This is a genomic window from Rhodoplanes sp. (assembly GCF_013377085.1).
Classification (GTDB): Bacteria; Pseudomonadota; Alphaproteobacteria; order Rhizobiales; family Xanthobacteraceae; genus Rhodoplanes.
Genome location: NZ_JACAAX010000003.1, coordinates 246,132 through 268,041, shown reverse-complemented (window position 1 = coordinate 268,041; position 21,910 = coordinate 246,132). Strand labels below are relative to the sequence as shown.

Below are 21,910 nucleotides of genomic sequence, written 5' to 3'. Positions count from 1 at the left end.
GGCCATGAACAACGAAACCACCCCCCGCAATGCCACGAATCCCGCGATCACGCAGGAAGCGCTGGCCCATCTCGGCGACGGCCGCCTCGCCTATGTGAAGGCCATCCGGTCCGAGGACTTGCCCGCCCTGTTCCCGCAGGCGCCGCAGGTCGAGCCCGGGCTGCAGCTTTTCGCCCTGCACGCCGCCGACGGCACCCCGATCATGATCACCGACAGCCGCGAGGCGGCGGTCGCCAATGCCTGGAGCCACGAGCTCGAGGCGGTGAGCGTGCACTGACGCGAACGGCTCGCGCCGCGCGCGCGGCCATCACGACCGACGAATTTTCAATGCCCGGCCATTGCGCCGGGCATTGTCGTCTGGACGACGTCGTTTCAATGAGATGATCGGCGCAGCGTCGCTCAGGCGACCGGCGGCGGCATCGCCAGCACCGCATAGAGCGCCTCGCGGTCCTGCGAGTCGCGCAACATGCGGGTGATCTCCGGCTCGCGCAGCATGCGGGCGACCCGCGCCAGCGCCTTGAGATGATCGGCACCGGCACTCTCCGGCGCGAGCAGCAGGAAGATCAGGTCGACGGGCTGGCCATCGAGCGCCTCGAAGTCGATCGGCCGGTCGAGCCGCGCGAACAGGCCGAACAGGCGCTCCAGCCGCGGCAGCTTGCCGTGCGGAATCGCGATGCCGTTGCCGATCGCGGTCGAGCCGAGACGCTCGCGCTGCATCAGCACCTCCAGGATCTCGCGCTCGGTGCGGCCGGTGAGATCGGCGGCACGTTCGGCGAGTTCTTGAAGCGCCTGCTTCTTGTTGTTGACCTTGAGCGCCGGGATGACCGCTTGCGGCGCTACGAGATCGTTCAGCGGCATGGAACGGTCCGACTCGGGGAAAAGGCGCTCGGCGCTCACCCATGGGGCGACGGCGCGCGGACGATAGGGACCGCTCCCCGCCGCGTCAATAGGCCCTCCCGGAGGGCGGAACCGCGGTGGACGACTGCCGCCGGAGGCGGCCTGCCCCGCGGCCGGCGCGCGTTGACTTTCTCGAACCGGGGCAGAAGCTTGGCGTGTCGACAAGCAAACCGAGAAGAGGGTGGATAATGCCGTCTCCCATGCTGCCGCGCGACCGGATCGACTATTCCGCCATCGTCGACCGTCCGCCCCTAAAGCTCCCGGGCGGCGCCAGGATCGTGATCTGGAGCTTCGTCAATTACGAAGTCTGGGACATCGGCCGGCCGATGCCGCGCCAGGTCCTGCCGCCGCCGACCGGTGTGACGCTCCTGCCCGACGTGCCGCACTGGAGCTGGCACGAATACGGCGTTCGGGTCGGCGCCTGGCGGTTCTTCTCGATGTACGAGAAGCTCGGCATTCGCCCCACCCTCGCCATCAATGCGCGTGTCTGCGAGGACTACCCGCGGGTCGCCGAGGAGGCGCGCCGGCTCGGCTGGGAGTTCATGGGTCACGCCTACGACCAGATGCCGACCCACAAGTGGGACGACCAGGCCGGGATGATCGGCCGCACGCTGGACATCCTGGAGAGGTTCGCCGGCAAGCGCCCGGTGGGCTGGCTCGGCCCGGGCCTGACCCAGACCCTGGACAGCCCCGACCTGCTGGCCGAGGCGGGCGTCAAATACATCGCCGACTGGGTGCACGACGACGAGCCGACCGTGATCCGCACCACCAAGGGCCCGCTCGTCACCTTGCCCTACACCGTGGAGATCAACGACATCAGCGTGATGGCGGTTCAGCATCACGAGAGCAGCTACTTCCTCCAGCGCGCCATCGACCAGTTCGACCGGCTCTACGAGGAGGGGAAGGACCGCGCCAAGATCATGGCGGTGGCGATCCATCCCTACATCAGCGGCCAGCCGCACCGGATCAAGTATCTGGAGCAGATCTACGAGTATGTGAACCGCTTCGAGGGCGTGCTGCACTGGAACGGCGAGCAGATCCTCGATTGGTACAACGGCGTCCGCGGCACCCGGACGGCCGCCGCAGCGGAGTGACCGAGGCAGAGCGTGCGCGGATTTTCGCGCCGTTTCGACTGATGGCAGCTCCCGTCCCCTTCGCGTCATCGCCGGGCTCGACCCGGCGATCCATCGCCATTCGCAAGATGCCCTTTTTGCGTTTTGGATGGATGCGCGGGTCGAGCCCGCGCAGGACGGCTTTCATGCACGCCGAGCGACTCGGGTGTGTGGCGCGTTCGCAGGACCGCGCGGATGACGGTGGCGCGTCTCGGAGTTTGCGCTCGCCGCGCTCGCATGCGATCCTGCCGTATCCCGCAAGCCACACTGGTGCCGCGCGATGGGTTTCGACGCGCTCCCCTCCCTCGACCAGATCGCCGTGGCGCTGCCGACCTTGGCGGTGGCCTATATCATTTTCGGCATCGCCGGCTTCGGCACGGCGCTGATCGCCGCGCCGGTGCTGGCCCACAGCATGCCGGTCTCGGCGATCGTGCCGACGCTGGCGCTGCTCGACTGCGCGGCTGCGATCGTCAACGGCGTGCGGATCGGCGACAAGGTCGCGCGCGACGAGCTTTTCACGCTGGTGCCGCTGATGGTGGCCGGGAGCCTGGTCGGCGCCTGGCTGCTGCTGATCGTGCCGCCGCGGCCGATGATGCTGGCGCTCGGCGTGTTCGTCGTTCTCTACGCGGTGTACGCGCTTCTCGCCCCACCGCCGCGCGGCCGGCTGGCGCGCCCCTGGGTGCTGCCGTTCGGCGGCATCGGTGGGATCGTCAGCGCCATGTTCGGCAGTGGCGGCTTCATCTACGCGATCTATCTGGGCCGCCGACTCGACGACAAGGACGCGATCCGCGCCACCCAGAGCGCGCTGATCGGGCTCAGCACGTTCACCCGCGCCGTCATCTTCGCGTTCGCCGGCGTCTATTCGGACGGGCGGCTGGTGGTGCTGGCGCTGCTGCTGGTGCCCGGCATGCTGCTCGGCACCTGGGCCGGCCACCACGTCACGCTGCGGCTCTCCCGCGAGCAGTTCTTGCGCATCCTCTACGTCGTTCTGATTGGTTCCGGCATCACGCTGGTGATCCGGGCGTTGCCGAGCATGTGAGACAGACGGGCCTCGTGCCCCGGGCGCGGCGCAGCATGCAGCGAATGACTCGGCGCCGCCTTCGTACTTGGTCCAAGGCCTCGCGCCAATCGGCGCGGTCGTCGTTGGTCGCGGTCGTCGCTGGCGAGGAGGCCGAGTGCATGGGCGGCGCAGCGCCGGCGGCCCGTGGCATGGTCGATCACCTCGCTGCGCCAAGCCGGATCGTCGTTCACGCCGCAAGGCGGGTCGCCGAGGCGATCGGGATGACGTGAGTCGTGCAGGCGCTCGTCCGGCATTCGGACTTGCGCCCGTTCGAGTGCGGAGCCCCGCGAGCCTCGGCCGACTACTTGATCGTGACGGTCAGGCTCTGGAACTTGTTTCCGTGCGGCGCTCCTTCCGGATACATGTCGAAGGCGAACGTCGAGCCGACCGACCCGGTCGGGAAGCTGAAGGTCCCGATCCCACTCCCCTCCTCGTCGGTCTTGATGTCGCCGAGTTGCCGCACGCACTTCAGGAAGACGTGGTAAGTGGTGTTCGGTGTCGCCGTCATTCCGACCTGCACGGTGGTCGTCCCGCCGTCCTGACGGGTCACGGTGATCTCGCCGCCGCGGGTCCGGTTGGGATCGTCCTTCACGGTGGTGTTGGTGCAGTCGGACTCATCCTGGGCGATCAGCGAGACCTGGGCCACGTTCGCGGGCAGCGGCGCCCTCGTCGGCATTTGCGCCGTTGCGGGCAAGCCGAGCAGACAGCACCCGGCGAGCGCGGTCGAGATCGAGCGAGTGGCGAATTGTCCCTGTTGGCGCATCCTTGTTCTCCTCGGATCACGTAGGAGTTGGGTCCGGGCAAAGTCGGGCGGCGTGATCAGGCACGCGCGGAGCCGACAAACCGGCTGATTAATATCGTTCAAGCAGGTCGACATCCGGCGCGGGGCGTCGGATGTCGGGACGGCTTCATGGCGTCACTGCTGACCGAACGTGTTCGACACGCCGCCGATCGGGGTCGGAGCGGTGCCGACATTGGTGTTGCCGGAGATGCGATTGTTGCCGAAGGACTGGGTCGCCCCGGAGACAGCGGTGGCGTTGAAGGCGATGTCGGTATTGGACAGGCGAACGATCCCGCCGCCCGACACGCCGATTCCGTTGCTGCTGACGACCGTGTGGTCGATGTTGACCTCGCTCCCGGCTGAACCTGCAATGCCGGCCTGCGTGTTCCCGAACAGCAACGAGCGGGTGATCATCATCTTCACATTGGTGCCGGCGACGATGCCGAAGCTCGCGTTGTAGACGCGCACATTGTCGACGCTTGCGTCGATCCGCGTAGCGGCGCCCGGGAGTCTGATTCCCGTCACTCCGACATTGCGGACCGTCGTGTTGAGGACCGCGAGTGTGCCGCCTCCCGTGCGCTCATCGGTAATGCCGGTCCCCGTGCCGCCGAAATTGCCGTCGATCAAGCAGTCTTCGATGAAGACCTCGCTGCCGGCCGCGCCGGCCGCGCCGAGGATGCGGATGCCGTTCAAACCGGTGTCGACGCCGTTGAAGTTGATGTTGCGGATGCGGACGGTCCTTCTCGCGTCGGTAAAGGAATCGAAATTGATGATGATCCCGTTGGTGCCGGAGTTGAGGATCGACGCGAAGACCTCGTGACAGTCTATGGTGATCGACTTGGTGATGGTCACCGCGCCGAAGCCGCCGGGATCGAGGCAGTTGATCTCGCCGAGCGCGGCGGTCTTCGAGATCGCGCCGGCAAAGGTCTTGCACGGAGCCGTCCGGCTGCACGGATTGGCGTCGTCGCCGACGCCGGAGACCCAGGTTCGCGATGCCTGGGCGTGTGCCGGCGTCGCGACGGCGATGCCGAGGGCGATCGTCGAGACCGCGAGCAGCACGGCGAATGTCCCGGAAGCTCCGAAATTCCCAAAGGTTCTCATCTATCATCCTCCCGCTGCTCTACCCGCGAGCAAGGGTCGCCGGCGAGCGTTTTGGTTGCATTAATGATATGTCGCAACCCATATCAGCGCAACCAAAGGAAGTGGGGGTTCGGCGCTTCGCCGAAATCTTCTGCGGGCACTGTGCGTTTGTGCCGATGACCAAAACGGCGAAAGCCTTGTCCGGACCGACCAGGCGCGGCAGCCTCTGGGTGCCGCCGGCGCCCGGGATCAAGCCCGAGCTTGATCCCGGCAGGCCCATGCGGGTGCCGGGCACGGCGACGCGATAATGACAGCCGAGCGCAATCTCGAGCCCGCCGCCGAGCGCGGTGCCGTGCAGGGCGGCAACCACCGGCTTCGGGCTGCACTCGATCGCGTTGACGACATCGTGCAGGAACGGCGCCAGCGGGGGTCTGCCGAGTTCGGAAATGTCGGCGCCGGCCACGAAGGTGCGCCCGGCGCAGCGGATCAGCATCACGGCGACGGCCGGGTCACCTTGCGCTGCAGCAAGAGAGGCCCCCGGGCCGGCCCGCACATCCACGTCGAGGGCTCGACCGGCGGGTTGTCGATCGTGATCGCGGCGACGTCGCCGTCGCGGTGGAGTCCGACGAGATCGGTCACGGGATCCTCCGGCGCAGTGTTTGGGGGTCGCGGAACGGACTGGTTCGCTCGGCGCCGGCGATCCGGGGCGACGATCCGGGGCGACGATCCTGCGTCCTAGGACGTGCAAACCGTTCCGGCCGGCTCTCCGTCCAGCGCCGGGGAACGCAACGGCCGCGGTGCGCTGCACCCACGACCGGCGCAGCCGGAGGCGGCAGCGGCGCCGGCCGGCGACGAGTGCTGCATCCCGACATGGAAGCATTGCAGGACGGGTCTAGCCGCGCGGTTGACGGCGTAAAGTCGCCGTGATCACGTCGCGCAAGCTCAAGAAAAAAGGTCGGGGGTTGATATGAAAGGTCGGACGCCGAAGAAGCTCGGGCTGGCGATCGTCGGCGCCGGGCGCGTCGGATTGTTTCGGGGCGAGGTGGCGACCCGCCATCCTTCGGTCGAATGGATCGGCATCGCCGAGCTCAATCCGAACCGCGCCGCCTCCGTCGCCGACAAGATCGGCGCCGACTTCGTGACCAACAGCCACCGCGAGCTGCTGGCGCGTCCCGAGGTCAACTGCGTCATCATCGCGACCGACGAGCACCTGCACATCGATCCGATCATGGCGGCGATCGAGCGCGGCCTGCCGATGCTGATCGAGAAGCCGCTGGCGACCGACCTCGGCGCCTCGGCAAAAGTGCTCGCCGAGATCGAGAAGGCCGGCCTCGATGCGGTGGTCGGCTACACCCAGCGCTTCCGCCGCCGCTGGCTCGCCGCCAAGGAGAAGTGCCGCACCAAGGCGCTCGGCGAGGTGGAGCTCGTGACCTCGCGGGCGTTCATGAACCGGCTGGTCGCGATCGACAATTACAAGCGCACCGACGATCCGAGCACGATCTCGCCGCTGGTGATCTCGGGCACGCACGCGCTCGACATCTGCATGTGGTGCCTGGAGGGCAAGACCGCGACCGAGGTGTACGCCCGCTCCGTCGACAAGGTGCTGGGCCCCCTCTACAAGGGAATCGACGCCACCGCCGGGATGATCATGTTCTCGGACGGCACCGTCTATCATCTGAGCATCTCCTGGGCCATGCCGGTGACCTGGCCGGCGGCCGTCTACAGCCTCGAGGTCGGCATCGCCGGCACCACCGGGGTGCTGACCATCGACGACACCCATCGCGACATCGTCCTGGCCGTATCGAAGGCGCAGTCGGAGGGCTACAATCCGGACGAGAGCCGGCTGGTCGACTTCATGGGCAGCTATCCGCCCGGCGACATGGCGGTCGGCGAGCTGCGCGGGCCGATGGCGGAGGAAACGATGTCGTGGCTCAACCGCATGGCGCTCGGCATCCCGACGGTTGCGGCGACCGCCGCCGAGGCGCACAACCGCCTGATGCTGACCAAGGCCCTCGACCTCTCCGCCAAGCTGAAGAAGCCGGTCTCGCTACCACTCGACCCGGCAGCGCTCGCTGCCGCCTGATTCTCGGCGTGAGCCCACCGCGGTTTGCCGCGGCGCACTTGCCCACGCCGCCCGCGTCCACGCCATACGTGCCACCGCCCGTCTCCCGGGACGACACTGGAGGACCAGGATGAATCGTCGACAAGCCATTGGACTCTTGCTCGGGACCGCCTCGGCGGCCGGGTTCGGCCATGTCAGCGGCGCCGTCGCCGCCGAAGATCCGTCGAAGTATCCGACCCAGCCGGTCCGGGTGATCGTGCCGTTCGCGCCCGGTGGGGCCTCCGACTTCGCGATGCGCTTGCTGCAGGCGCCGATGTCGCAGGCGCTCGGCCAACAGGTCATCATCGAGAACCGCACCGGCGCCGCCGGCAATGTCGGCATGGACGTCGCCGGCCGCGGCGCACCGGACGGCTACACGGTGTTCTTCGGCAATGTCGGCACGGTGTCGATCAACCCGACCCTCTATCCCGACATGAGCGTGAAGCCGGACAAGGCCTTCATCCCGGTCTCGAACGCCTCCGAGACGCCGAGCGCCCTCATCTGCAGCATGAAGTTCCCGCCCAACAACGTCAAAGAGCTGATCGAGTACGTGAAGGCGCGGCCCGGCAAGGTGAACTTCGCGTCGCCCGGCAGCGGCAGCGTCGACCGGCTGGAGATGGAGCTGTTCCGCAAGGCGACCGGCCTCGACATGAACCACGTTCCCTACAAGGGCGGCGCGGGACCAGCGGTCGCCGACATTCTCGGCGGACACGTCGAGCTGATGTTCGTCACCCTGGCCGCGGCGATGCCGCACGTCAAGGCGAACCGGATCAAGATCCTGGCGCTGTCCAGCAAGGAGCGCAGCCCGATCCTCCCGGACGTGCCGTCCGTGGCGGAGCTCGGCTATCCGGAGCTCGTCGCCACCTCGTGGCAGGGATTCCTGGTACCGACCGGCACGCCGCGTCCGATCGTCGACAAGCTGTTCCAGGCGATCGTCAAGGCCGCCTCCGATCCGACCGTGAAGCAGCGCCTGATCGACGGCGGTTCCACGGCCTCCGCGAGCGAGTCGCCGGAGGCGTACAAGGCCTTCATCGAAAAGGAAACGGCCCGCTGGACCGTCGTGGTGAAGGAATCCGGCGCGGTGCCGGACTGAGCTCGAGACTCGAAGCGGCCGGGCACCCACGTCCGGCCGCGCTCTCCTGATGCGCCCGCGTCGCGTGCCGCCGCGACGTTGAAAACGGTTGCGCCGCACGACGGCGAAGGGGGTACGCTTGCGTATTCGCATCACCACCGATCTCGTGACCGGCATTCTCTTCGTCTCGCTCGGGCTGTTCGCCATCGGTTACGGCTGGAACTATCCGCTCGGCACGCCGCAGCGCATCGGCCCCGGCTATTTCCCGCTGCTGGTCAGCTCGGGGCTCGTCCTGCTCGGGCTCATCCTGGTGATTCGATCCTTCTTCATCGCCGGCGACCGCATCGAGGCGATCGCGCTGCGGCCGCTGCTGGCCGTGCTGCTCGGCACGCTCTTGTTCGGAATTTTGGTCGAGAAGGCCGGCTTCATCATCTCCGCCGTGCTGGTGGTGGTGCTCGCCCGGCTCTCCGACCGCGACTTCCGTCCGCTCGAGGTGGCGATCCTCGCCGTCGTTCTCGTCGGCTTCATCGGCTCGTTGTTCTGGTTCGGCCTGAGCCTCCCGCTCCATCCGTTCCCGCAGTGGTGAGGACACCATGGACGTTCTGAGCAATCTCGCCCTCGGCTTCTCCGTCGCGCTGGAGCCGATCAACCTGCTCTACGCGTTTCTGGGCGTCTTGCTCGGCACCGCGATCGGCGTGCTGCCAGGCCTCGGCCCGGTCGCCACCATCTCGATTCTGCTGCCGGTCACCTTCACGCTGCAGCCGCAGTCCGCCATCATCATGCTGGCCGGCATCTATTACGGCGCCGCCTACGGCGGTTCGACGACCGCCATCCTGGTCAACCTGCCCGGTGAATCATCCTCGGTGGTGACGACCATCGACGGCTATCAGATGGCCCGTCAGGGCAAGGCGGGGCTCGCGCTCGCCACTGCGGCGCTGTCCTCCTTCATGGCCGGCACGATCGCCACCTTCATCATCGCCTTCGCGGCGCCGGTTCTGGCCGAGTTCGCGCTCGACTTCGGCCCGGCCGACTATTTCTCGCTGATGGTCTTCGGCCTGGTCGCCGCCGTCATCCTGGCGCACGGCTCGGTCGTGAAGGCGATCGGCATGATCCTGGTCGGCGTCCTGCTCGGCACCATGGGCATCGATGTGAACTCGAGCCTGCCGCGCTTCACCTTCGGTGTGCCGCAGTTCGGCGACGGCATCGACTTCGCCGTCATCGCCATGGGCATCTTCGGCATCGGCGAGACCATCTCGAACCTCGGCCGGACCGAGGGCGAGCGTGAGTTCGTCAAGGACTACAAGGGACTGTGGCCGTCGCCGCGCGACCTGAAGGCGATCGTCAAGCCGGCGCTGCGCGGCACGTTCCTGGGCGCCGCGCTCGGCATCCTGCCGGGCGGCGGCCCGGTGCTCGCCTCGTTCTCCGCCTATGCGCTGGAGAAGAAGATCGCCAAGGACCCGAGCCGCTTCGGCCGCGGCGCCATCGAGGGCGTCGCCTCGCCCGAGGCCGCCAACAACTCGGCCTCGCAGACCGCCTTCATCCCGCTTCTGACCCTCGGCCTGCCGGCCAGCCCCGTGATGGCCCTGATGGTCGGCGCCTTGATGATGCACGGCCTCTATGCCGGCCCGCAGCTCATCGCCGAGAAGCCCGAGCTGTTCTGGGGGCTGGTCGCGAGCATGTGGATCGGCAACTTTCTGCTCGTCGTGCTGAACCTGCCGCTGGTCGGCTTCTGGGCGAGGCTGCTGACGGTGCCTTACCGGCTGCTCTATCCGTCGATCCTGCTGATCTGCTGCATCGGCGTGTTCTCGATCCGCAACGATGCCCTCGACGTCATCGTGGCGAGCGTGTTCGGGCTGGTCGGCTACGTGCTGACACGGCTGCAGTGCGAGCCTGCGCCGCTGCTGCTCGGCTTCATCCTCGGCCCGCTGATCGAGGAGAACCTGCGCCGCGCACTGCTGATCTCGCACGGCAGCCCGAGCGTGTTCGTCGAGCGCCCGATCAGCCTGGTGTTCCTGATCCTCACCGCGCTGGTCGTGCTGGTGCTGGTGCTGCCGGCGATCCGCTCCGGCCGCGAAAAGGTGTTCGCCGAGGAGGCGAACTGAGCGGAACGCCGGACGCGCCCCATCGTTTGCGTCGTCATGGCCGGGCTTGTCCCGGCCATCCACGACCTTGCTCGATGATGGACGCCCGAAGACCTGGATGCCCGGCACAAGGCCGGGCATGACGGCTCGCTCGTTTCTGCTCGCGTCCCAGGTCTCAGCGCTCGAACAGCAGCGTCACGCCGAGCTCGCCGGCGAGCGCGTCGAGCTGGGCGATCAGCGCCGGCGGCAGCGGAATGCCCGCCTGCCTGCGTTCGACCCGGCAGTCGCGACGGCGGTCGCCGGGCAGCCGGATCGCGTCGACGCCGGGCAGCCGCGCCGTGGCGCGCAGATCCGCGATGTGGCGGTCGACCTCGGCGACGAAGCGGTCGAGCGGCACGAAGCGGGCGATGTCGACCGCGATGACGAGCTGGCCCGTGTTCGTCTCGGCGGTGTCGTCGGCGTTGAAGTCGACGCAGTCGCGTCCGAACGCGGCGCCGTTGAGGATGCCGGCCAAGACGCCGAGCATCAGCGAGAGGCCCGAGCCCTTGTAGCCGCCGATCGGCAGCAGCAGGCCCTCTCCGCTCCTCTTCGGATCCGTGATCGGCTCGCCGGTGTCGCGGTCGATCAGCCAGCCTTCCGGCAGCGGCAGGCCCTGCAGCGCATATTTCTTCACGGTGCCGTAGGACACGATCGTGGTCGCCATGTCGAGCACCATCGGCCCGGCGCCGGTCGGCACCGCGATGGCGAGCGGGTTGGTGCCGAGAAGAAGCTCCTTGCCGCCCCACACCGCCATGTGGTTGGCGCTCGCCACCGCCGCATAGATGCCGACCATGCCGTGCTGGACCGGCATCTCGGCATAGAGGCCGGCCGAACCTGCATGGTTGGAGCGGCGAACGCCGACCCAGGCGACGCCGGTGTCGCGGGCGATGTCGATCGCCGTCTCGGCGGCGCGCTTGACCACCAGGTGGCCGAAGGCGTTGTCGCCGTCGACCAGCGCGCTCGCCGGCGCCGTGCGGGCGACCGTGATCGCAGGAGCCTTGTTGAAGCCGCCGGCGCGCAGCCGCCGGACATATTGCGGCAGCCGGAACACGCCGTGGCCGTCGGCCCCGGTGAGATCGGCCTCGGTCATCAGACCGGCGACGGCCGCGGCGTCCTCGCGCGAAATGCCGGCCGCGACAAGGCAGTCGGCGATCAGCCCCGAGACGGCGGCGACGGACGCACGCCGGAACGACGTTGCGGGGGCATTCATGCAGCGCTCCGTGCAAATGCACCGCCGACGAGCGTCAGCGGGCCGACGCCGAGGATCCGGCTCTTGTCGGCGTCGGAGATCGACAGCGCCCGCACCTGCCGGACGCATTCCAGCGTGCCCATGTCGTAGGGATAATCGCTGCCGAGCACGACGCGCGACGCGCCGGCCGAGGCGACCAGATATTCGAGCGGCTCCTTGGCATGCAGGATGGTGTCGAACCACAGCGTCTTCAGCGCCGCCTCGGGCGACTCCTTGAGATGCACCTGCGGCTCGGGACGCACCTTCCAGCCGTGGATCCAGCGGCCGAACTGATAGGGCACGAAGCCGCCGCCATGCACGAACAGGAACCTGATCCTGGGGAAGCGCGTGACGACGCCGCCGAACACCAGCGAGGCCGCCGCGATGGTCGAGTCGAGCGGATTCCCGATCAGGTTGCCGAGGTAATAGGACTTCAGCCGGTCGGCACCGGCGACCAGCATCGGGTGGATCATCACGAAGGCGGAGAGCTCGTTCGCGGCCGCCCACAAGGGCTCCAGCGCCGGGTCGTCGAGATTGCGGCCGTTGACGTTCGACCCGATCTGCGCGCCCTTGAGGCCGAGCGTGCGCATCGCCCGCGTCAGCTCGGCCGCCGCCTTTTCGGGCGCCTGCATGGGCAGGGTGGCGATGCCCATGAAACGGTCGGGCACCTGCTTCACCGTCGCGGCGATCTGGTCGTTCTGCAGCGCGGCGAGGGTAGCGGTCAGCGACGCGTCGACGTTGTACAGGAAGGTCTGCGGCGTGTTCGACAGCACCTGCATGTCGACGCCGGCGAAATCCATGTCGGCGAGCCGCTTCTCAAGATTCCAGCCGCCGCGCGGAAAAGGCCGGTACGGCACGCCGGCGACCTCCAGGACCGACATCTCGTCGTCGATCGGCGTGATCTTCGGCGAGATCGTGGGCGCCTCCTTGGCGATCAGGCGCATGGTCTCGTCGCTCAGGATGTGAGCGTGCGTGTCGATGGTCTTACCTTGCGGCATTGTTCTGTTTCCTCCAGCGGACCGGCTGTCATAGCCGCTGCCGAAGGCACGGACCAGATCCTTGTATGACGAGTGGCCCCGCGCTGCCCGCAGGGATTTCTTGCATTTTTGCCGTACCGGTTCGTCCGCCGCGCCGTCTGCGCCTCGGGGCGCGTCGACCTATGTCAGCGCGATCCGCCCGTCTCCGGCGGATCGGCCTCGCTGATCACCAGGCCGGACATCGGCTCGATCCAGGAGAGATGGCTGACCACGCCCTTCACGCCCGGCACGTTCTCGCAGCAGACCTTCAGGGCCTCACCCTGCTTCGCCTCGGTGATGCTGCCCCACAGCTCGACGATACCGTCCTTGACGACCACGTCGACCAGCGCGACCGGCGCCCAGGGCTGCCGCCCCAGCTCGTCGAGAACGCGCGTGCGGATCTCGGCGTCGCCGCCGGAGGCCGCAGGCAGGTCGCGGCTGACGCTCGCCAGCGCGTGCAGCAGGTTGGCGCGGCTGACGATGCCGACCACCTCGCGACCGCGCACCACCGGCACGCGCTTCACCCGCTTACGCTCCATGATGGCGACCACCTCGTCGAGCGTCGCCTCCTCGCCGATGGTGACGGGCGTGCGGGTCATCACCTCCTCGACCCGGCGCCCATGCGAACGCACATAGTCGGTGGCGAGGCTGTTGGGTCCGATCAGGATCTCGAGCCAGCGCGACCGCTTGCGCAGCGTGCCGGTCTCGGGGCGGCGCAGGAAGTCCCCCTCGGTGACGATCCCCACCAGCGCCCCCGTATGGTCGACGACCGGAAGCCCGCTGATCCGGTTCTCCAGCATGAGCTGAATGGCGTCCAGAATCGTCGCCTCGGGGGCGATCGACACCACCCGGCTGTTCATCACGTCTCGGGCTTTCATCGCGGCTTCTCCTGATCCGACCCGGGCCGGTGCCGCCGCTCGCCGCGCCCGCGGCGCGCATAGGCGGCCGCACCGAGCACCGAGGCGACCGAGTATCGGCCCCGGATCCGTGCGTCGCAATCGGAATTCGGCCGATGCGGCAGGGCCGCGATTCGCGCGAGGCCCCGCCGCCTCTATAGTGCGACAGGTGATCCGAAATAAGCGCCGACGCGTAAGACCCGCATGACAGCAGGTCTGTAAAGCCATGGATGTTGCGGCCCGCGCCTGTGTGCTATGCGGTATGGTTCGGAGTTATTCGTTCGGGGAATGGGGGGAGCAGGACATGGATTCAGCGGTCGCGACGCCGGCAGGCCCGTGCACCAATCATGCCGGTCTGCCGCATCTCGGGCCGCAGTCCGCCCAGCCGATCCCGCCCTATCTCGATGTTCACTACTGGTGGGCCTATGTGCACCCCAACGCGGTGCGGGTGTTCGAGCGCCAGTGGCTCGCGAATCTCATACTATGGGGAAATTACGCGCGCCTGCGCGACGCCGCCCTGGGCGCGCTCGGCGAGCAACTGCCCGGCCGCACCCTGCAGGTCGCCTGCGTCTATGGCGATCTCACCGGGCGGCTGTGCCGGCGGGTCGCCGCCGGCGGCGGCTCCCTCGACGTCGCCGACGTGCTGCCGGTCCAGCTCGACAATCTCCGCCGCAAGCTGCCGCCCGACGCACCGGCCCGCCTGGTCGAGACCGATTCGGCCGCGCTGCCGCTGCCCGACGCGGCCTACGACCGCGCGCTCCTGTTCTTCCTGCTGCACGAGCAGCCCGAGGCCTATCGCCGCCGCACCCTCGCCGAGACGCTGCGGGTGGTGAAGCCGGGCGGTCGCATCGTCATCATCGATTACGCCCGCCCGCGCTGGTGGAACCCGCTGCGATACGCATTCGCACCGGTGCTCGCCGCGCTGGAGCCTTTCGCGCTCGACTTGTGGCGGGACGATATCACCAGATGGATTCCAGAACCGTGGGACCAACGGAAAATCGAGCGTCGGTCGTATTTTGGCGGACTTTATCAAGCGATCGTAATCAGCCGCTGAGCGGTGTCTCGACGGGTCCGCATAGCGGATGTGTCAAACGGCGAGTCTTGCTTTTTCTCAAGGTGTTGTACGAGGGTGAATGCGATGGTCGATCTCGGGGGGCATGAACTCTTGCGGGATCCCCCACCCGCTTCGAGGCCATTACAGATGCAGACTGTTGCAGTACGAACGTCGACCTCGGTGCGAACCGAGGCCGGCTCGCCGGTAGACAGCGCGAAAGCTCCAATCGTCTCCATTCCTCAGTATCTCGAGAAGCATTACTGGTGGGCCTATATTCATCCGAACGCGATCCGGTTCTTCGACCATCAGCCGATCATCAACTTCATCCTGTGGGGCAACTACGCCAAGCTGCGCAATGCCGCGCTGGCCGAGATGGGTGACGAGCTGCCGGGACAGACCCTGCAGGTCGCCTGCGCTTATGGTGACCTCACCCCGCATCTATGCGAGCGGGTGTCGGCGGGCGGCGGGCGGCTCGACGTGATCGACATCGTGCCGGCCCAGCTCCGCAACGTGCGGCGCAAGCTCAAGTCCGACTCGCCGGTGCGGCTCCTGAACATGGATTCGGCCGACCTCAACCTGCCGGACGCGAGCTACGACCGCGCCATCGTCTATCTGCTCTTCCACGAGCAGCCGGTGGAGCACCGCGAGCGCACGCTGGCCGAGATCTTCCGGGTGGTGAAGCCGGGCGGCAAGGTGGTGATCGTCGACTACGCCAAGCCGGACTGGTGGCACCCCTGGCGCTACTGGTTCAAGCCGGTGCTGGCCGTGCTGGAGCCGTTCGCACTCGACCTGTGGAACAACGCGCTGCAGACTTGGATGCCGGCCCCCTGGTCGAAGAAGCAGTGGCCGCGGCAGTCCTATTTCGGCGGGCTGTACCAGAAGATCGTGGTGACGCGCTGACCCGCGTCGCGTCGAAGACGGCTTCGCCAGTGCGCTGACGCCGCTTCGCTCATGATGCGCTCGGGGGCCGGGCCGCCGCGACGAGCCGAATGACCTCGGGCTCGGGAAAGCTGCGGTCCATCGCCCGCGCCAGCGCGTCGACATTGGCGCGGATCGCCACCTCGGGCGATGTGCGCTCGCCGCCGGCAATCCGCCCGGCGAGACCGAAGAGCGCCTCCTGCTCGAGGCGCTCGGCCTCCAGCTCCAGCCGCTTCACCTGGGTGCGGAACGCCTGCGCCGCCTCGGTCGCGACCAGCGGCGCATCGTCCTTCAGGCGTCGCCGCACGGTTCGAAGCGGCACGACCACCTCGCCCGCCCAGCCGGCCGCCTCATCCAGGACAAACTGCATCTCGACGTCGTCGAGACGACGTCCCTGCGCCCCGAGCCACAGGACGAACAGCAGCACGTTGACGTCGACGCCAAGACCGTCCTGCAGGGCGAGGCACGCCTCCGCCACGCCCGACTTGCGGTAGGTGGCCAGCGAGAAGCGCCAGAACGGCGAGCCGGCCCCCACGTCCGGGGCGGCCACGCGTCAGCGCTCCCGCGAGGACAGCACGGTCGCCAGCGCATTGGCCGAATAGTCGGCGAGCCCGCGCGGCTCCATGTGATAGGCGACCCGCAAAAAATCCTTCACGGCGACGAGCGACGGCGCCGCTCGCGACGTCACGGTGGCGAGCAGCTTTTCCAATGCCGCGGCGAGCTGGGCTTCGGGCACCACGGTACTGACGAGGCCGATCTGCAAGGCCTGCGCGGCGGAGAGTTCCTCCAGGGCAAAGACCATCCAGCCGAGCGCCTTTCGCGAGACCTTGGGGACCAACGCCGACATGGCGAGCGTCGGCGGCAAATTATGCTCCATCTCGGGCAGCTTGAAGCGCGCCGTATCGGCCGCGATGGCGATGTCGCAGGCCGACGTGACAGCGGAGCCGAACCCGTGCGCGGCGCCGTGCACCAGCGCGATCACGGGCTGCGGCGCCGCCTCGATGGCCGCATAGGCGGCCAGGATCGGCTCCAGCGTGGTGGTGCGCAGCGTCAGCGCGTTGGTGAGCCCCGAGCCGTCGCGCGGATCGCGGCCGCGGCAGAAGTCGGCGCCGTTCGCCCGCAGCACGATCGCCTTGGCGTCGCTCGCCGCCGCCGCATTGATAGCCGCGGTCAGCTCGCGCACCTGCGCGATGGTGAGGAGATTGTTCTCCTCGGGCCGGTCGATCACCAGGGTGACGACGGCACCGGCGCGCGACGATCGGATCACGTTGGTCATGGTGGTCCTCTACTGGCTCGAAGGGCCTTGCACTCGTATTCACCCTCCCCTGGAGGGGGAGGGTCGGGGCGCGCCGAAGGCGGGCACCGGGGTGGGGTGAAGCCCCACGCACCGGCACCGCTGTCACCCCCACCCGACGCACGCCGCTTCGCGCCGCGCGTCGACCTCCCCCCTCCAGGGGGAGGTGACGAAAACATCGGCGACCACGGGGATATGCTCCGTTCTTACCGCCCGGCCGCATAGCCCTGCATGCCGCGCGGATTGGCGGCGGCGCGGCGGCGCCAGCCGTCGCGCGAGGCCGCCGTGAGGCGCCCCTCCGACCAGGCCGGCCCGACCTCGACAATGTGGCCGCGTGCCGAAAGCTCGCGCCGCGCCTCCGGCGAGACGCGCTCCTCGACGACCAGCACGCCGGGGCGTGCCGTGCGGGGCCAGAACGAGATCGGAAAATGCTCGCTGTGCCAGGCCGGCGCGTCGATCGCCTCCTGCAGGTTCATGCCGGCATGCACATGCCGAAGGAACAACTGCGTCGTCCACTGGTCCTGCTGATCGCCGCCCGGCGTGCCCCAGGCGAGGTAGGGCTCGCCGTCGCGCAGCGCCAGCGTCGGCGACAGCGTGGTGCGCGGCCGCTTGCCGGGCGCGAGCGCCGCCGGGTGCCCCTCCTCCAGCCAGAACATCTGGGCCCTTGTGCCGAGGCAGAAGCCGAGATCCGGAATGACCGGCGACGATTGCAGCCAGCCGCCCGACGGCGTCGCCGAGATCATGTTGCCGGCGCGGTCGATGATGTCGAAATGCACCGTGTCGCCGCGCACCTCGCCCGGCTTGGTTCCGATGCGGCCGACGGTCGGCTCGCCGGCTCCGGCCGTGGCGCCCGCCTCCTCGGCCCGGCGCAACTTCACGGTCCCACCGAACCCCTCGACCGAGCCGGGACGGAACTCCAGCGACGCGGCGTGCTGGACGAGCTTGCGTCGGGCATCGTTGTAGGCGTCCGACAGCAGCACATCCATCGGCACCTTCACGAAGTCGGGGTCGCCGTAGAAGGTCTCGCGATCCGCGAAGGCGAGCTTGGCGCACTCGACCACGGTGTGGATGAACTCGGGACCGGCGACGTCGAGCCCGTCGAGATGGAAGCCCTTCAAGAGCGCGAGTTGCTGGAGGAGCACCGGCCCCTGCGACCAGGGCCCAGCCTTGCACACCGTGTATCGGCCGTAGTCGTAGGTGAGCGGCGCCTCGATGCGGGGCTTCCAGATCGCCATGTCGTGGCCGGACAGGACGCCGCGATGCGGCTCGCCCGAGGTGTCCATCACCTTCTGGGTGCGGCAGAAGCGGTCGACCGCGTCGGCGACGAAGCCCTCCGACCACGCCTTGCGGGCGCGGGCGATCTCCTGCTCCCGGCCGCCGCCGCCGTTCGAAGCCTCGCGCAGGATCCGCGTGTAGGTGTCGGCCAGCACCGGATTGACGAAGCGGCTGCCGATCTCCGGCACGCTGCCGCCCGGAAGGTAGACGGCGGCCGAGGTCGGCCAGTGCTGACGGAACAGCGTCTCGACCGAGCGGATGGTGGCGTTGGCGCGCTCGACCAGCGGATGGCCCTCGCGGGCATAGAAGATCGCCGGCGCCAGCACGTCGGCCGGGCGCATCGTGCCGTATTCGAGCAGCAGCGTCATCCAGGTCTCGAACGTGCCGGGCACGCAGGCGGCCAGCAGTCCGGTGCCCGGCACCATGTCGAGCCCGAGGCCGCGGTAATAGGCGATGGTGGCGCCGGCCGGCGCCGGGCCCTGGCCGCAGATCACCTCGGGGCGGCCCTTGCGCACGTCGTAGAGCACGATCGGCACGTCACCGCCGGGACCGTTGAGGTGCGGCTCCACCACCTGCAGCGTGAAGGCGGCCGCGACCGCCGCGTCGAAGGCGTTGCCGCCCTTCTCCAGCATGCCCATGCCGACCGCGGTGGCGATCCAGTGGGTCGAGGTGACGACGCCGAAGCTGCCTTCGATCTCGGGACGGGTGGTGAAGGGATTGGGATTGACGATGGCCATTGTGCAGTCCGGGGTGGCGGGGAGCGCACTTGACCACAGCCGCGCCGGAACGCCAAGCCCTTGCGGGACTGACAAAATCAACGTGCAATCAGGGTCGGTTTCCAACACGGTCATTCCGGGGCACGGGCCGAAGGCCCGCGAGCCCGGAATCCATAACCCCTGTCCGTGAGTATGGATTCCGGGCTCGCCGCTGCGCGGCGCCCCGGAATGACCAAACGTCACACCTCGGCCATCGGGCCGTGGGCGTGCTTCTCGATCACGCGCGACGGCGTGCCGCCGCGGTGGTTCACGCCCATCGGGATCCAGGTGCAGATCTTCGACGGATCGGCCCAGACGGTGGCGACCGCGCTCGGCACGAAAAACTCCGAGAAGATCATGTCGCCCTCGTCGCCGCCCTTCACCCAGTGCGGCTCGCGGTCCGGATAGTAGACGAGGTCGCCGGTCTTCACGCGCATTTCCTGGTCGTCGCCGGCATAGCAGGTGCCCTGCCCGGCGAGGAAATACATGAAATGGGCGCCGCCCTCGTGATGATGCACCGGGCATTCGGTGCCGGGCGGATAGATGATCATCTCGCCCCTTATGGCGCGCACGCCGAACATCTTCGGGGTGACGATGTAGACGCGCTTGCGCGCGTCGTGCTCGGATTTCAGCAGCGGTTCCTCGCGCCAGTCGACCAGGCGGAACGGCGGCGGGTGGGCGATGACGGCGGCGTCGAGACGGCCGGCGTCGGGCACCGAGGCCCACAGCAGCGTCGCGCCGGCCTCGCTCTCGAGCGTGCCCGAAAAGCCGGGCGGCAACAGCCCGATATGGGTCGGCGCCACCGCGACCTCATCGTCCGCCGTGCGCAGCATGGCGGAGCCGTCGATCATCTGGAACCAGGACAGCGAGTCACTCGGCACCGACAAGGCGACGGCGCCGCCAGCCGCCAGCACCAGCCGGTCGAGCGCGAACAGGATGTCGGGCACCCGGGTCTCGTCGAGCAGCCGCTGCCGGGTGACGCCCTCGCCGACCGGCACCGGCGCGACCTCGCTCTCGTTGAAATGAATTGCCATCGAACACTCTCCTGCGGGCGGCGCGCACGCCGCGTTCGAACGCGCTATTCCTGGAACGCCTGCTCGCGGGTGGAGCGGATCGCCGGGAGGGCGACAATCAACAGCAGAATTGCGGCGGTGATCAGGAGGCCGAGCGAAATCGGCCGGTTGAGGAAGATCATCGGGTCGCCGCCGGAGACCCGCAAGGCCCGGCGCAGGTTCTCCTCCATCAGCGGCCCCAGCACGAAGCCGAGGATCAGGGGCGCCGGCTCGCAATTGAGCCGCTGGAAGACGAAGCCCAAGAGCCCGAACACCGCCGCGATCACCACGGCGGCGGGGCTGTTGCTCACCGTGTAGACGCCGATGCCGCAGAACAACAGGATGGCCAGATAGAGGAACCGGTACGGAACTTTGAGGAGCTGCACCCAGAAGCCGATCAGCGGCAGGTTGATGATCACCAGCATCAGGTTGCCGACCCACATGCTGGCGACCATGCCCCAGAACATCTGCGGCCGCTCCGTCATGATCTGCGGGCCCGGCTGGATGCCGTGGATCATCAGCGCGCCGATCATCAGGGCCATCACCGGATTGCCCGGGATGCCCAGCGTGAGCATCGGAATGAAGGAGCTCTGCGCGCCGGCATTGTTGGCGGCCTCGGGCGCCGCCACGCCCTCGATGGCGCCGCGGCCGAACATCTCCGGGCGGTTGGAGACGCGCTTCTCCAGCGCATAGGCGGCAAACGACGACAGCGTCGCGCCGCCGCCGGGCAGCACGCCGAGCACGGCGCCGAGCCCGGTGCCGCGCAGCACCGCCGGCCAGCCGCGCCGGAAGTCGTCGGCCGTCGGCCACAGCCGGGTGATTTTTTTGGCAACGACGTCGCGGGAGGACTCGCGCTGCGCCAGGTTGGCCATGATCTCGCTGATGCCGAACAGGCCGATGGCGAGCGTCGCGACGTCGAGCCCGTCGGCGAGATCGTTGAGCCCAAAGGTGAAGCGCTGGCCGCCGGTGTTGCCGTCGGTGCCGACCAGCCCGAGCAGCAGGCCGAGCACGATCATGGCCACGGCCTTGATCACGGAGCCGTGCGCCAAGACCACGGCGGCGATCAGCCCCAAGACCATCAGCGAGAAATACTCGGGCGAGCCGAAGGACTGGCCGAGCCGCGCGAGCGGCGGCGCGAAGGTGGCGATCAGGGCGGTCGAGACGCAGCCGGCGAAGAACGAGGCGAGCGCGGCGGCGGCGAGCGCCGCGCCGGCACGGCCCTGCAGCGCCATCTGGTGCCCGTCGATCGTCGTCACCACGGACGAGGTCTCGCCCGGCAGGTTGATCAGGATGGCGCTGGTCGAGCCGCCGTACTGGGCGCCATAGAAGATGCCGGCCAGCATGATCAGCCCGGCGGTCGGCTCGAGATGGAAGGTCAGCGGCAGCAGCATCGCGATGGTGGCGATCGGCCCGATGCCGGGCAGCACGCCGATCAGCGTGCCGACCATGGCGCCGATGAAGGCGAACAGCATGTTCCACGGGGTGAGCGCCACCGAGAAGCCGAGCGCCAGGTTGGACAGGAGTTCCATGCCTACCACTCCGGCCAGACCGGGATCGTCAGTCCCAGCCCGGCGATGAACACGGCCCAGGCGAGCGTCACCAGGAAGGCGGCGGCCAGCACGGTCTCGGCGAGGCGCAGGGTGCGGCCGGCGAGCGCCCCGATCGCGACCAGCAGCAGCACCGCGACGACGAGCCCGAGCCGCTCCAGCGCAAGGCCGAACACCACCAGGGCGACGAATACCAGGAGGACCGGCCACAGCGCCTCGCGGCCGATCGGGCTCTCTCCCGTGGATCCGCCGGGGTCGCGAAAGCCGCGCGCAGAAATCAGGGCGCCCAGGGCGAGCAGGATCCAGCACAACAGCCGCGGCATGTAGCCGGTGCCCATCCGCAGCGCCGTGCCGACCGGATAGTCTCGAGACAGCCACAGGCCGAGCCCGGCAACGGCGATGAACAGCAGACCCGCCAGCACGTCGCGGTGGAGCAAAATGCGTCGCCACGGACGCGACAGCGCGAAGCCGGAGTCCTCGGTCATGGCCGGCCTCCGGCACACTGGATGACGTCATCACGTCCGTCATTCCGGGGCGCGCCGCAGGGGCGAACCCGGAATCCATACGCCCTGTGATTCCTTTCGAGCACCGGGGTTTTGGATTCCGGGACCGCTGCTTCGCAGCGTCCCGGAATGACCGAGGAGATTTGATC

Annotated in this window: 23 protein-coding genes; 9 read left to right on the top strand and 14 right to left on the bottom strand. The window is 68.3% G+C overall.

Going from position 1 to position 21,910, the window contains the following annotated elements; translation table 11 throughout:
• The first annotated feature begins 4 nt into the window (after positions 1–4).
• On the top strand, positions 5–277 hold the full coding sequence (locus HXX10_RS04425) for a DUF1150 domain-containing protein (RefSeq protein ID WP_296520314.1): 273 nt from the start codon (positions 5–7) through the stop codon (positions 275–277).
• 122 nt (positions 278–399) lie between these two features.
• Here HXX10_RS04425 and ptsN read toward each other — a convergent pair whose 3' ends face one another.
• A complete protein-coding gene (gene ptsN, locus HXX10_RS04420; RefSeq protein ID WP_296520313.1) occupies positions 400–858 on the bottom strand; it encodes a PTS IIA-like nitrogen regulatory protein PtsN in 459 nt (152 codons plus the stop codon).
• 227 nt (positions 859–1,085) lie between these two features.
• Between ptsN and HXX10_RS04415 the strand changes: the two genes are divergently transcribed.
• Positions 1,086–1,991 (top strand): polysaccharide deacetylase family protein, encoded by a 906-nt coding sequence (locus HXX10_RS04415; RefSeq protein WP_296520312.1) that lies wholly within the window; start codon positions 1,086–1,088, stop codon positions 1,989–1,991.
• A 298-nt stretch (positions 1,992–2,289) separates the two neighbouring features.
• Positions 2,290–3,048 carry a sulfite exporter TauE/SafE family protein gene (locus HXX10_RS04410; RefSeq protein WP_296520311.1) on the top strand — a complete coding sequence of 253 codons (759 nt, stop codon included), beginning with the start codon at positions 2,290–2,292 and terminating at the stop codon, positions 3,046–3,048.
• Between the two features lie 322 nt (positions 3,049–3,370).
• Here HXX10_RS04410 and HXX10_RS04405 read toward each other — a convergent pair whose 3' ends face one another.
• From HXX10_RS04405 to HXX10_RS04390, 4 genes are all read right to left on the bottom strand, one after another.
• Positions 3,371–3,832 carry a hypothetical protein gene (locus HXX10_RS04405; protein WP_296520310.1) on the bottom strand — a complete coding sequence of 154 codons (462 nt, stop codon included), beginning with the start codon at positions 3,830–3,832 and terminating at the stop codon, positions 3,371–3,373.
• A gap of 153 nt (positions 3,833–3,985) precedes the next feature.
• The gene (locus HXX10_RS04400) at positions 3,986–4,702 is read right to left on the bottom strand and encodes a hypothetical protein (RefSeq protein WP_296520309.1); all 717 of its coding nucleotides are present in this window, start codon (positions 4,700–4,702) and stop codon (positions 3,986–3,988) included.
• A gap of 268 nt (positions 4,703–4,970) precedes the next feature.
• Positions 4,971–5,483: an enoyl-CoA hydratase/isomerase family protein gene (locus HXX10_RS04395; protein WP_296520335.1), complete on the bottom strand. Its 513-nt coding sequence runs from the start codon at positions 5,481–5,483 to the stop codon at positions 4,971–4,973.
• Positions 5,423–5,569 (bottom strand): hypothetical protein, encoded by a 147-nt coding sequence (locus tag HXX10_RS04390; RefSeq protein WP_296520336.1) that lies wholly within the window; start codon positions 5,567–5,569, stop codon positions 5,423–5,425. The genes HXX10_RS04395 and HXX10_RS04390 overlap by 61 nt, the downstream gene beginning before the upstream one ends.
• Positions 5,570–5,897: 328 nt before the next feature.
• On the opposite strand from HXX10_RS04390, the gene HXX10_RS04385 reads away from it, so the two are divergent.
• From HXX10_RS04385 to HXX10_RS04370, 4 genes are all read left to right on the top strand, one after another.
• Positions 5,898–7,013 (top strand): Gfo/Idh/MocA family oxidoreductase, encoded by a 1,116-nt coding sequence (locus HXX10_RS04385; RefSeq protein WP_296520308.1) that lies wholly within the window; start codon positions 5,898–5,900, stop codon positions 7,011–7,013.
• 109 nt (positions 7,014–7,122) lie between these two features.
• Positions 7,123–8,124, top strand: coding sequence for a tripartite tricarboxylate transporter substrate binding protein (locus HXX10_RS04380; protein ID WP_296520307.1), 1,002 nt, complete (start codon positions 7,123–7,125; stop codon positions 8,122–8,124).
• A gap of 118 nt (positions 8,125–8,242) precedes the next feature.
• Positions 8,243–8,689 (top strand): tripartite tricarboxylate transporter TctB family protein, encoded by a 447-nt coding sequence (locus tag HXX10_RS04375; RefSeq protein WP_296520306.1) that lies wholly within the window; start codon positions 8,243–8,245, stop codon positions 8,687–8,689.
• Between the two features lie 7 nt (positions 8,690–8,696).
• Positions 8,697–10,205 (top strand): tripartite tricarboxylate transporter permease, encoded by a 1,509-nt coding sequence (locus HXX10_RS04370; protein WP_296520305.1) that lies wholly within the window; start codon positions 8,697–8,699, stop codon positions 10,203–10,205.
• A gap of 154 nt (positions 10,206–10,359) precedes the next feature.
• Here HXX10_RS04370 and HXX10_RS04365 read toward each other — a convergent pair whose 3' ends face one another.
• The 3 genes from HXX10_RS04365 to HXX10_RS04355 form a co-directional block, all read right to left on the bottom strand.
• Positions 10,360–11,433, bottom strand: coding sequence for an Ldh family oxidoreductase (locus tag HXX10_RS04365; RefSeq protein WP_296520304.1), 1,074 nt, complete (start codon positions 11,431–11,433; stop codon positions 10,360–10,362).
• Entirely contained in the window at positions 11,430–12,449 is a 1,020-nt protein-coding gene (locus tag HXX10_RS04360) for an amidohydrolase family protein (protein WP_296520303.1), read from the bottom strand. The genes HXX10_RS04365 and HXX10_RS04360 overlap by 4 nt, the downstream gene beginning before the upstream one ends.
• Before the next feature lie 164 nt (positions 12,450–12,613).
• A complete protein-coding gene (locus tag HXX10_RS04355) occupies positions 12,614–13,345 on the bottom strand; it encodes a CBS domain-containing protein (protein WP_296520302.1) in 732 nt (243 codons plus the stop codon).
• A gap of 322 nt (positions 13,346–13,667) precedes the next feature.
• Between HXX10_RS04355 and rquA (HXX10_RS04350) the strand changes: the two genes are divergently transcribed.
• Both rquA (HXX10_RS04350) and rquA (HXX10_RS04345) read left to right on the top strand, forming a co-directional pair.
• Complete coding sequence (gene rquA / locus HXX10_RS04350) at positions 13,668–14,417, top strand: rhodoquinone biosynthesis methyltransferase RquA (protein ID WP_296520301.1); 750 nt, start codon at positions 13,668–13,670, stop codon at positions 14,415–14,417.
• 147 nt (positions 14,418–14,564) lie between these two features.
• The gene (gene rquA / locus HXX10_RS04345) at positions 14,565–15,317 is read left to right on the top strand and encodes a rhodoquinone biosynthesis methyltransferase RquA (RefSeq protein WP_296520300.1); all 753 of its coding nucleotides are present in this window, start codon (positions 14,565–14,567) and stop codon (positions 15,315–15,317) included.
• 49 nt (positions 15,318–15,366) lie between these two features.
• On the opposite strand, the gene HXX10_RS04340 is transcribed toward rquA (HXX10_RS04345), so the two are convergent.
• From HXX10_RS04340 to HXX10_RS04315, 6 genes are all read right to left on the bottom strand, one after another.
• Entirely contained in the window at positions 15,367–15,885 is a 519-nt protein-coding gene (locus HXX10_RS04340) for a TIGR02444 family protein (protein WP_296520299.1), read from the bottom strand.
• Positions 15,886–15,888: 3 nt separating this feature from the next.
• A complete protein-coding gene (locus HXX10_RS04335; RefSeq protein WP_296520298.1) occupies positions 15,889–16,611 on the bottom strand; it encodes an enoyl-CoA hydratase/isomerase family protein in 723 nt (240 codons plus the stop codon).
• A gap of 224 nt (positions 16,612–16,835) precedes the next feature.
• The gene (locus HXX10_RS04330) at positions 16,836–18,641 is read right to left on the bottom strand and encodes a gamma-glutamyltransferase family protein (protein WP_296520297.1); all 1,806 of its coding nucleotides are present in this window, start codon (positions 18,639–18,641) and stop codon (positions 16,836–16,838) included.
• Between the two features lie 218 nt (positions 18,642–18,859).
• Complete coding sequence (locus tag HXX10_RS04325) at positions 18,860–19,693, bottom strand: cupin domain-containing protein (protein WP_296520296.1); 834 nt, start codon at positions 19,691–19,693, stop codon at positions 18,860–18,862.
• Positions 19,694–19,737: 44 nt separating this feature from the next.
• Positions 19,738–21,240, bottom strand: coding sequence for a tripartite tricarboxylate transporter permease (locus tag HXX10_RS04320; protein WP_296520295.1), 1,503 nt, complete (start codon positions 21,238–21,240; stop codon positions 19,738–19,740).
• Positions 21,241–21,242: 2 nt separating this feature from the next.
• Positions 21,243–21,743 carry a tripartite tricarboxylate transporter TctB family protein gene (locus HXX10_RS04315; RefSeq protein WP_296520294.1) on the bottom strand — a complete coding sequence of 167 codons (501 nt, stop codon included), beginning with the start codon at positions 21,741–21,743 and terminating at the stop codon, positions 21,243–21,245.
• Between the last annotated feature and the right edge of the window lie 167 nt (positions 21,744–21,910).

What these genes read in the sequence shown, in the direction of transcription:
- HXX10_RS04415 (WP_296520312.1), top strand. Translation starts at nt 1,086, where the DNA reads ATGCCGTCTCCCATGCTGCCGCGCGACCGGATCGACTATTCCGCCATC.
- HXX10_RS04325 (WP_296520296.1), bottom strand. Translation starts at nt 19,693, where the DNA reads ATGGCAATTCATTTCAACGAGAGCGAGGTCGCGCCGGTGCCGGTCGGC.
- HXX10_RS04365 (WP_296520304.1), bottom strand. Translation starts at nt 11,433, where the DNA reads ATGAATGCCCCCGCAACGTCGTTCCGGCGTGCGTCCGTCGCCGCCGTC.
- HXX10_RS04335 (WP_296520298.1), bottom strand. Translation starts at nt 16,611, where the DNA reads ATGACCAACGTGATCCGATCGTCGCGCGCCGGTGCCGTCGTCACCCTG.
- HXX10_RS04320 (WP_296520295.1), bottom strand. Translation starts at nt 21,240, where the DNA reads ATGGAACTCCTGTCCAACCTGGCGCTCGGCTTCTCGGTGGCGCTCACC.
- ptsN (WP_296520313.1), bottom strand. Translation starts at nt 858, where the DNA reads ATGCCGCTGAACGATCTCGTAGCGCCGCAAGCGGTCATCCCGGCGCTC.
- HXX10_RS04360 (WP_296520303.1), bottom strand. Translation starts at nt 12,449, where the DNA reads ATGCCGCAAGGTAAGACCATCGACACGCACGCTCACATCCTGAGCGAC.
- HXX10_RS04425 (WP_296520314.1), top strand. Translation starts at nt 5, where the DNA reads ATGAACAACGAAACCACCCCCCGCAATGCCACGAATCCCGCGATCACG.
- HXX10_RS04370 (WP_296520305.1), top strand. Translation starts at nt 8,697, where the DNA reads ATGGACGTTCTGAGCAATCTCGCCCTCGGCTTCTCCGTCGCGCTGGAG.
- HXX10_RS04330 (WP_296520297.1), bottom strand. Translation starts at nt 18,641, where the DNA reads ATGGCCATCGTCAATCCCAATCCCTTCACCACCCGTCCCGAGATCGAA.
- rquA (WP_296520301.1), top strand. Translation starts at nt 13,668, where the DNA reads ATGGATTCAGCGGTCGCGACGCCGGCAGGCCCGTGCACCAATCATGCC.
- HXX10_RS04380 (WP_296520307.1), top strand. Translation starts at nt 7,123, where the DNA reads ATGAATCGTCGACAAGCCATTGGACTCTTGCTCGGGACCGCCTCGGCG.
- HXX10_RS04405 (WP_296520310.1), bottom strand. Translation starts at nt 3,832, where the DNA reads ATGCGCCAACAGGGACAATTCGCCACTCGCTCGATCTCGACCGCGCTC.
- HXX10_RS04315 (WP_296520294.1), bottom strand. Translation starts at nt 21,743, where the DNA reads ATGACCGAGGACTCCGGCTTCGCGCTGTCGCGTCCGTGGCGACGCATT.
- HXX10_RS04355 (WP_296520302.1), bottom strand. Translation starts at nt 13,345, where the DNA reads ATGAAAGCCCGAGACGTGATGAACAGCCGGGTGGTGTCGATCGCCCCC.
- rquA (WP_296520300.1), top strand. Translation starts at nt 14,565, where the DNA reads ATGCAGACTGTTGCAGTACGAACGTCGACCTCGGTGCGAACCGAGGCC.
- HXX10_RS04410 (WP_296520311.1), top strand. Translation starts at nt 2,290, where the DNA reads ATGGGTTTCGACGCGCTCCCCTCCCTCGACCAGATCGCCGTGGCGCTG.
- HXX10_RS04385 (WP_296520308.1), top strand. Translation starts at nt 5,898, where the DNA reads ATGAAAGGTCGGACGCCGAAGAAGCTCGGGCTGGCGATCGTCGGCGCC.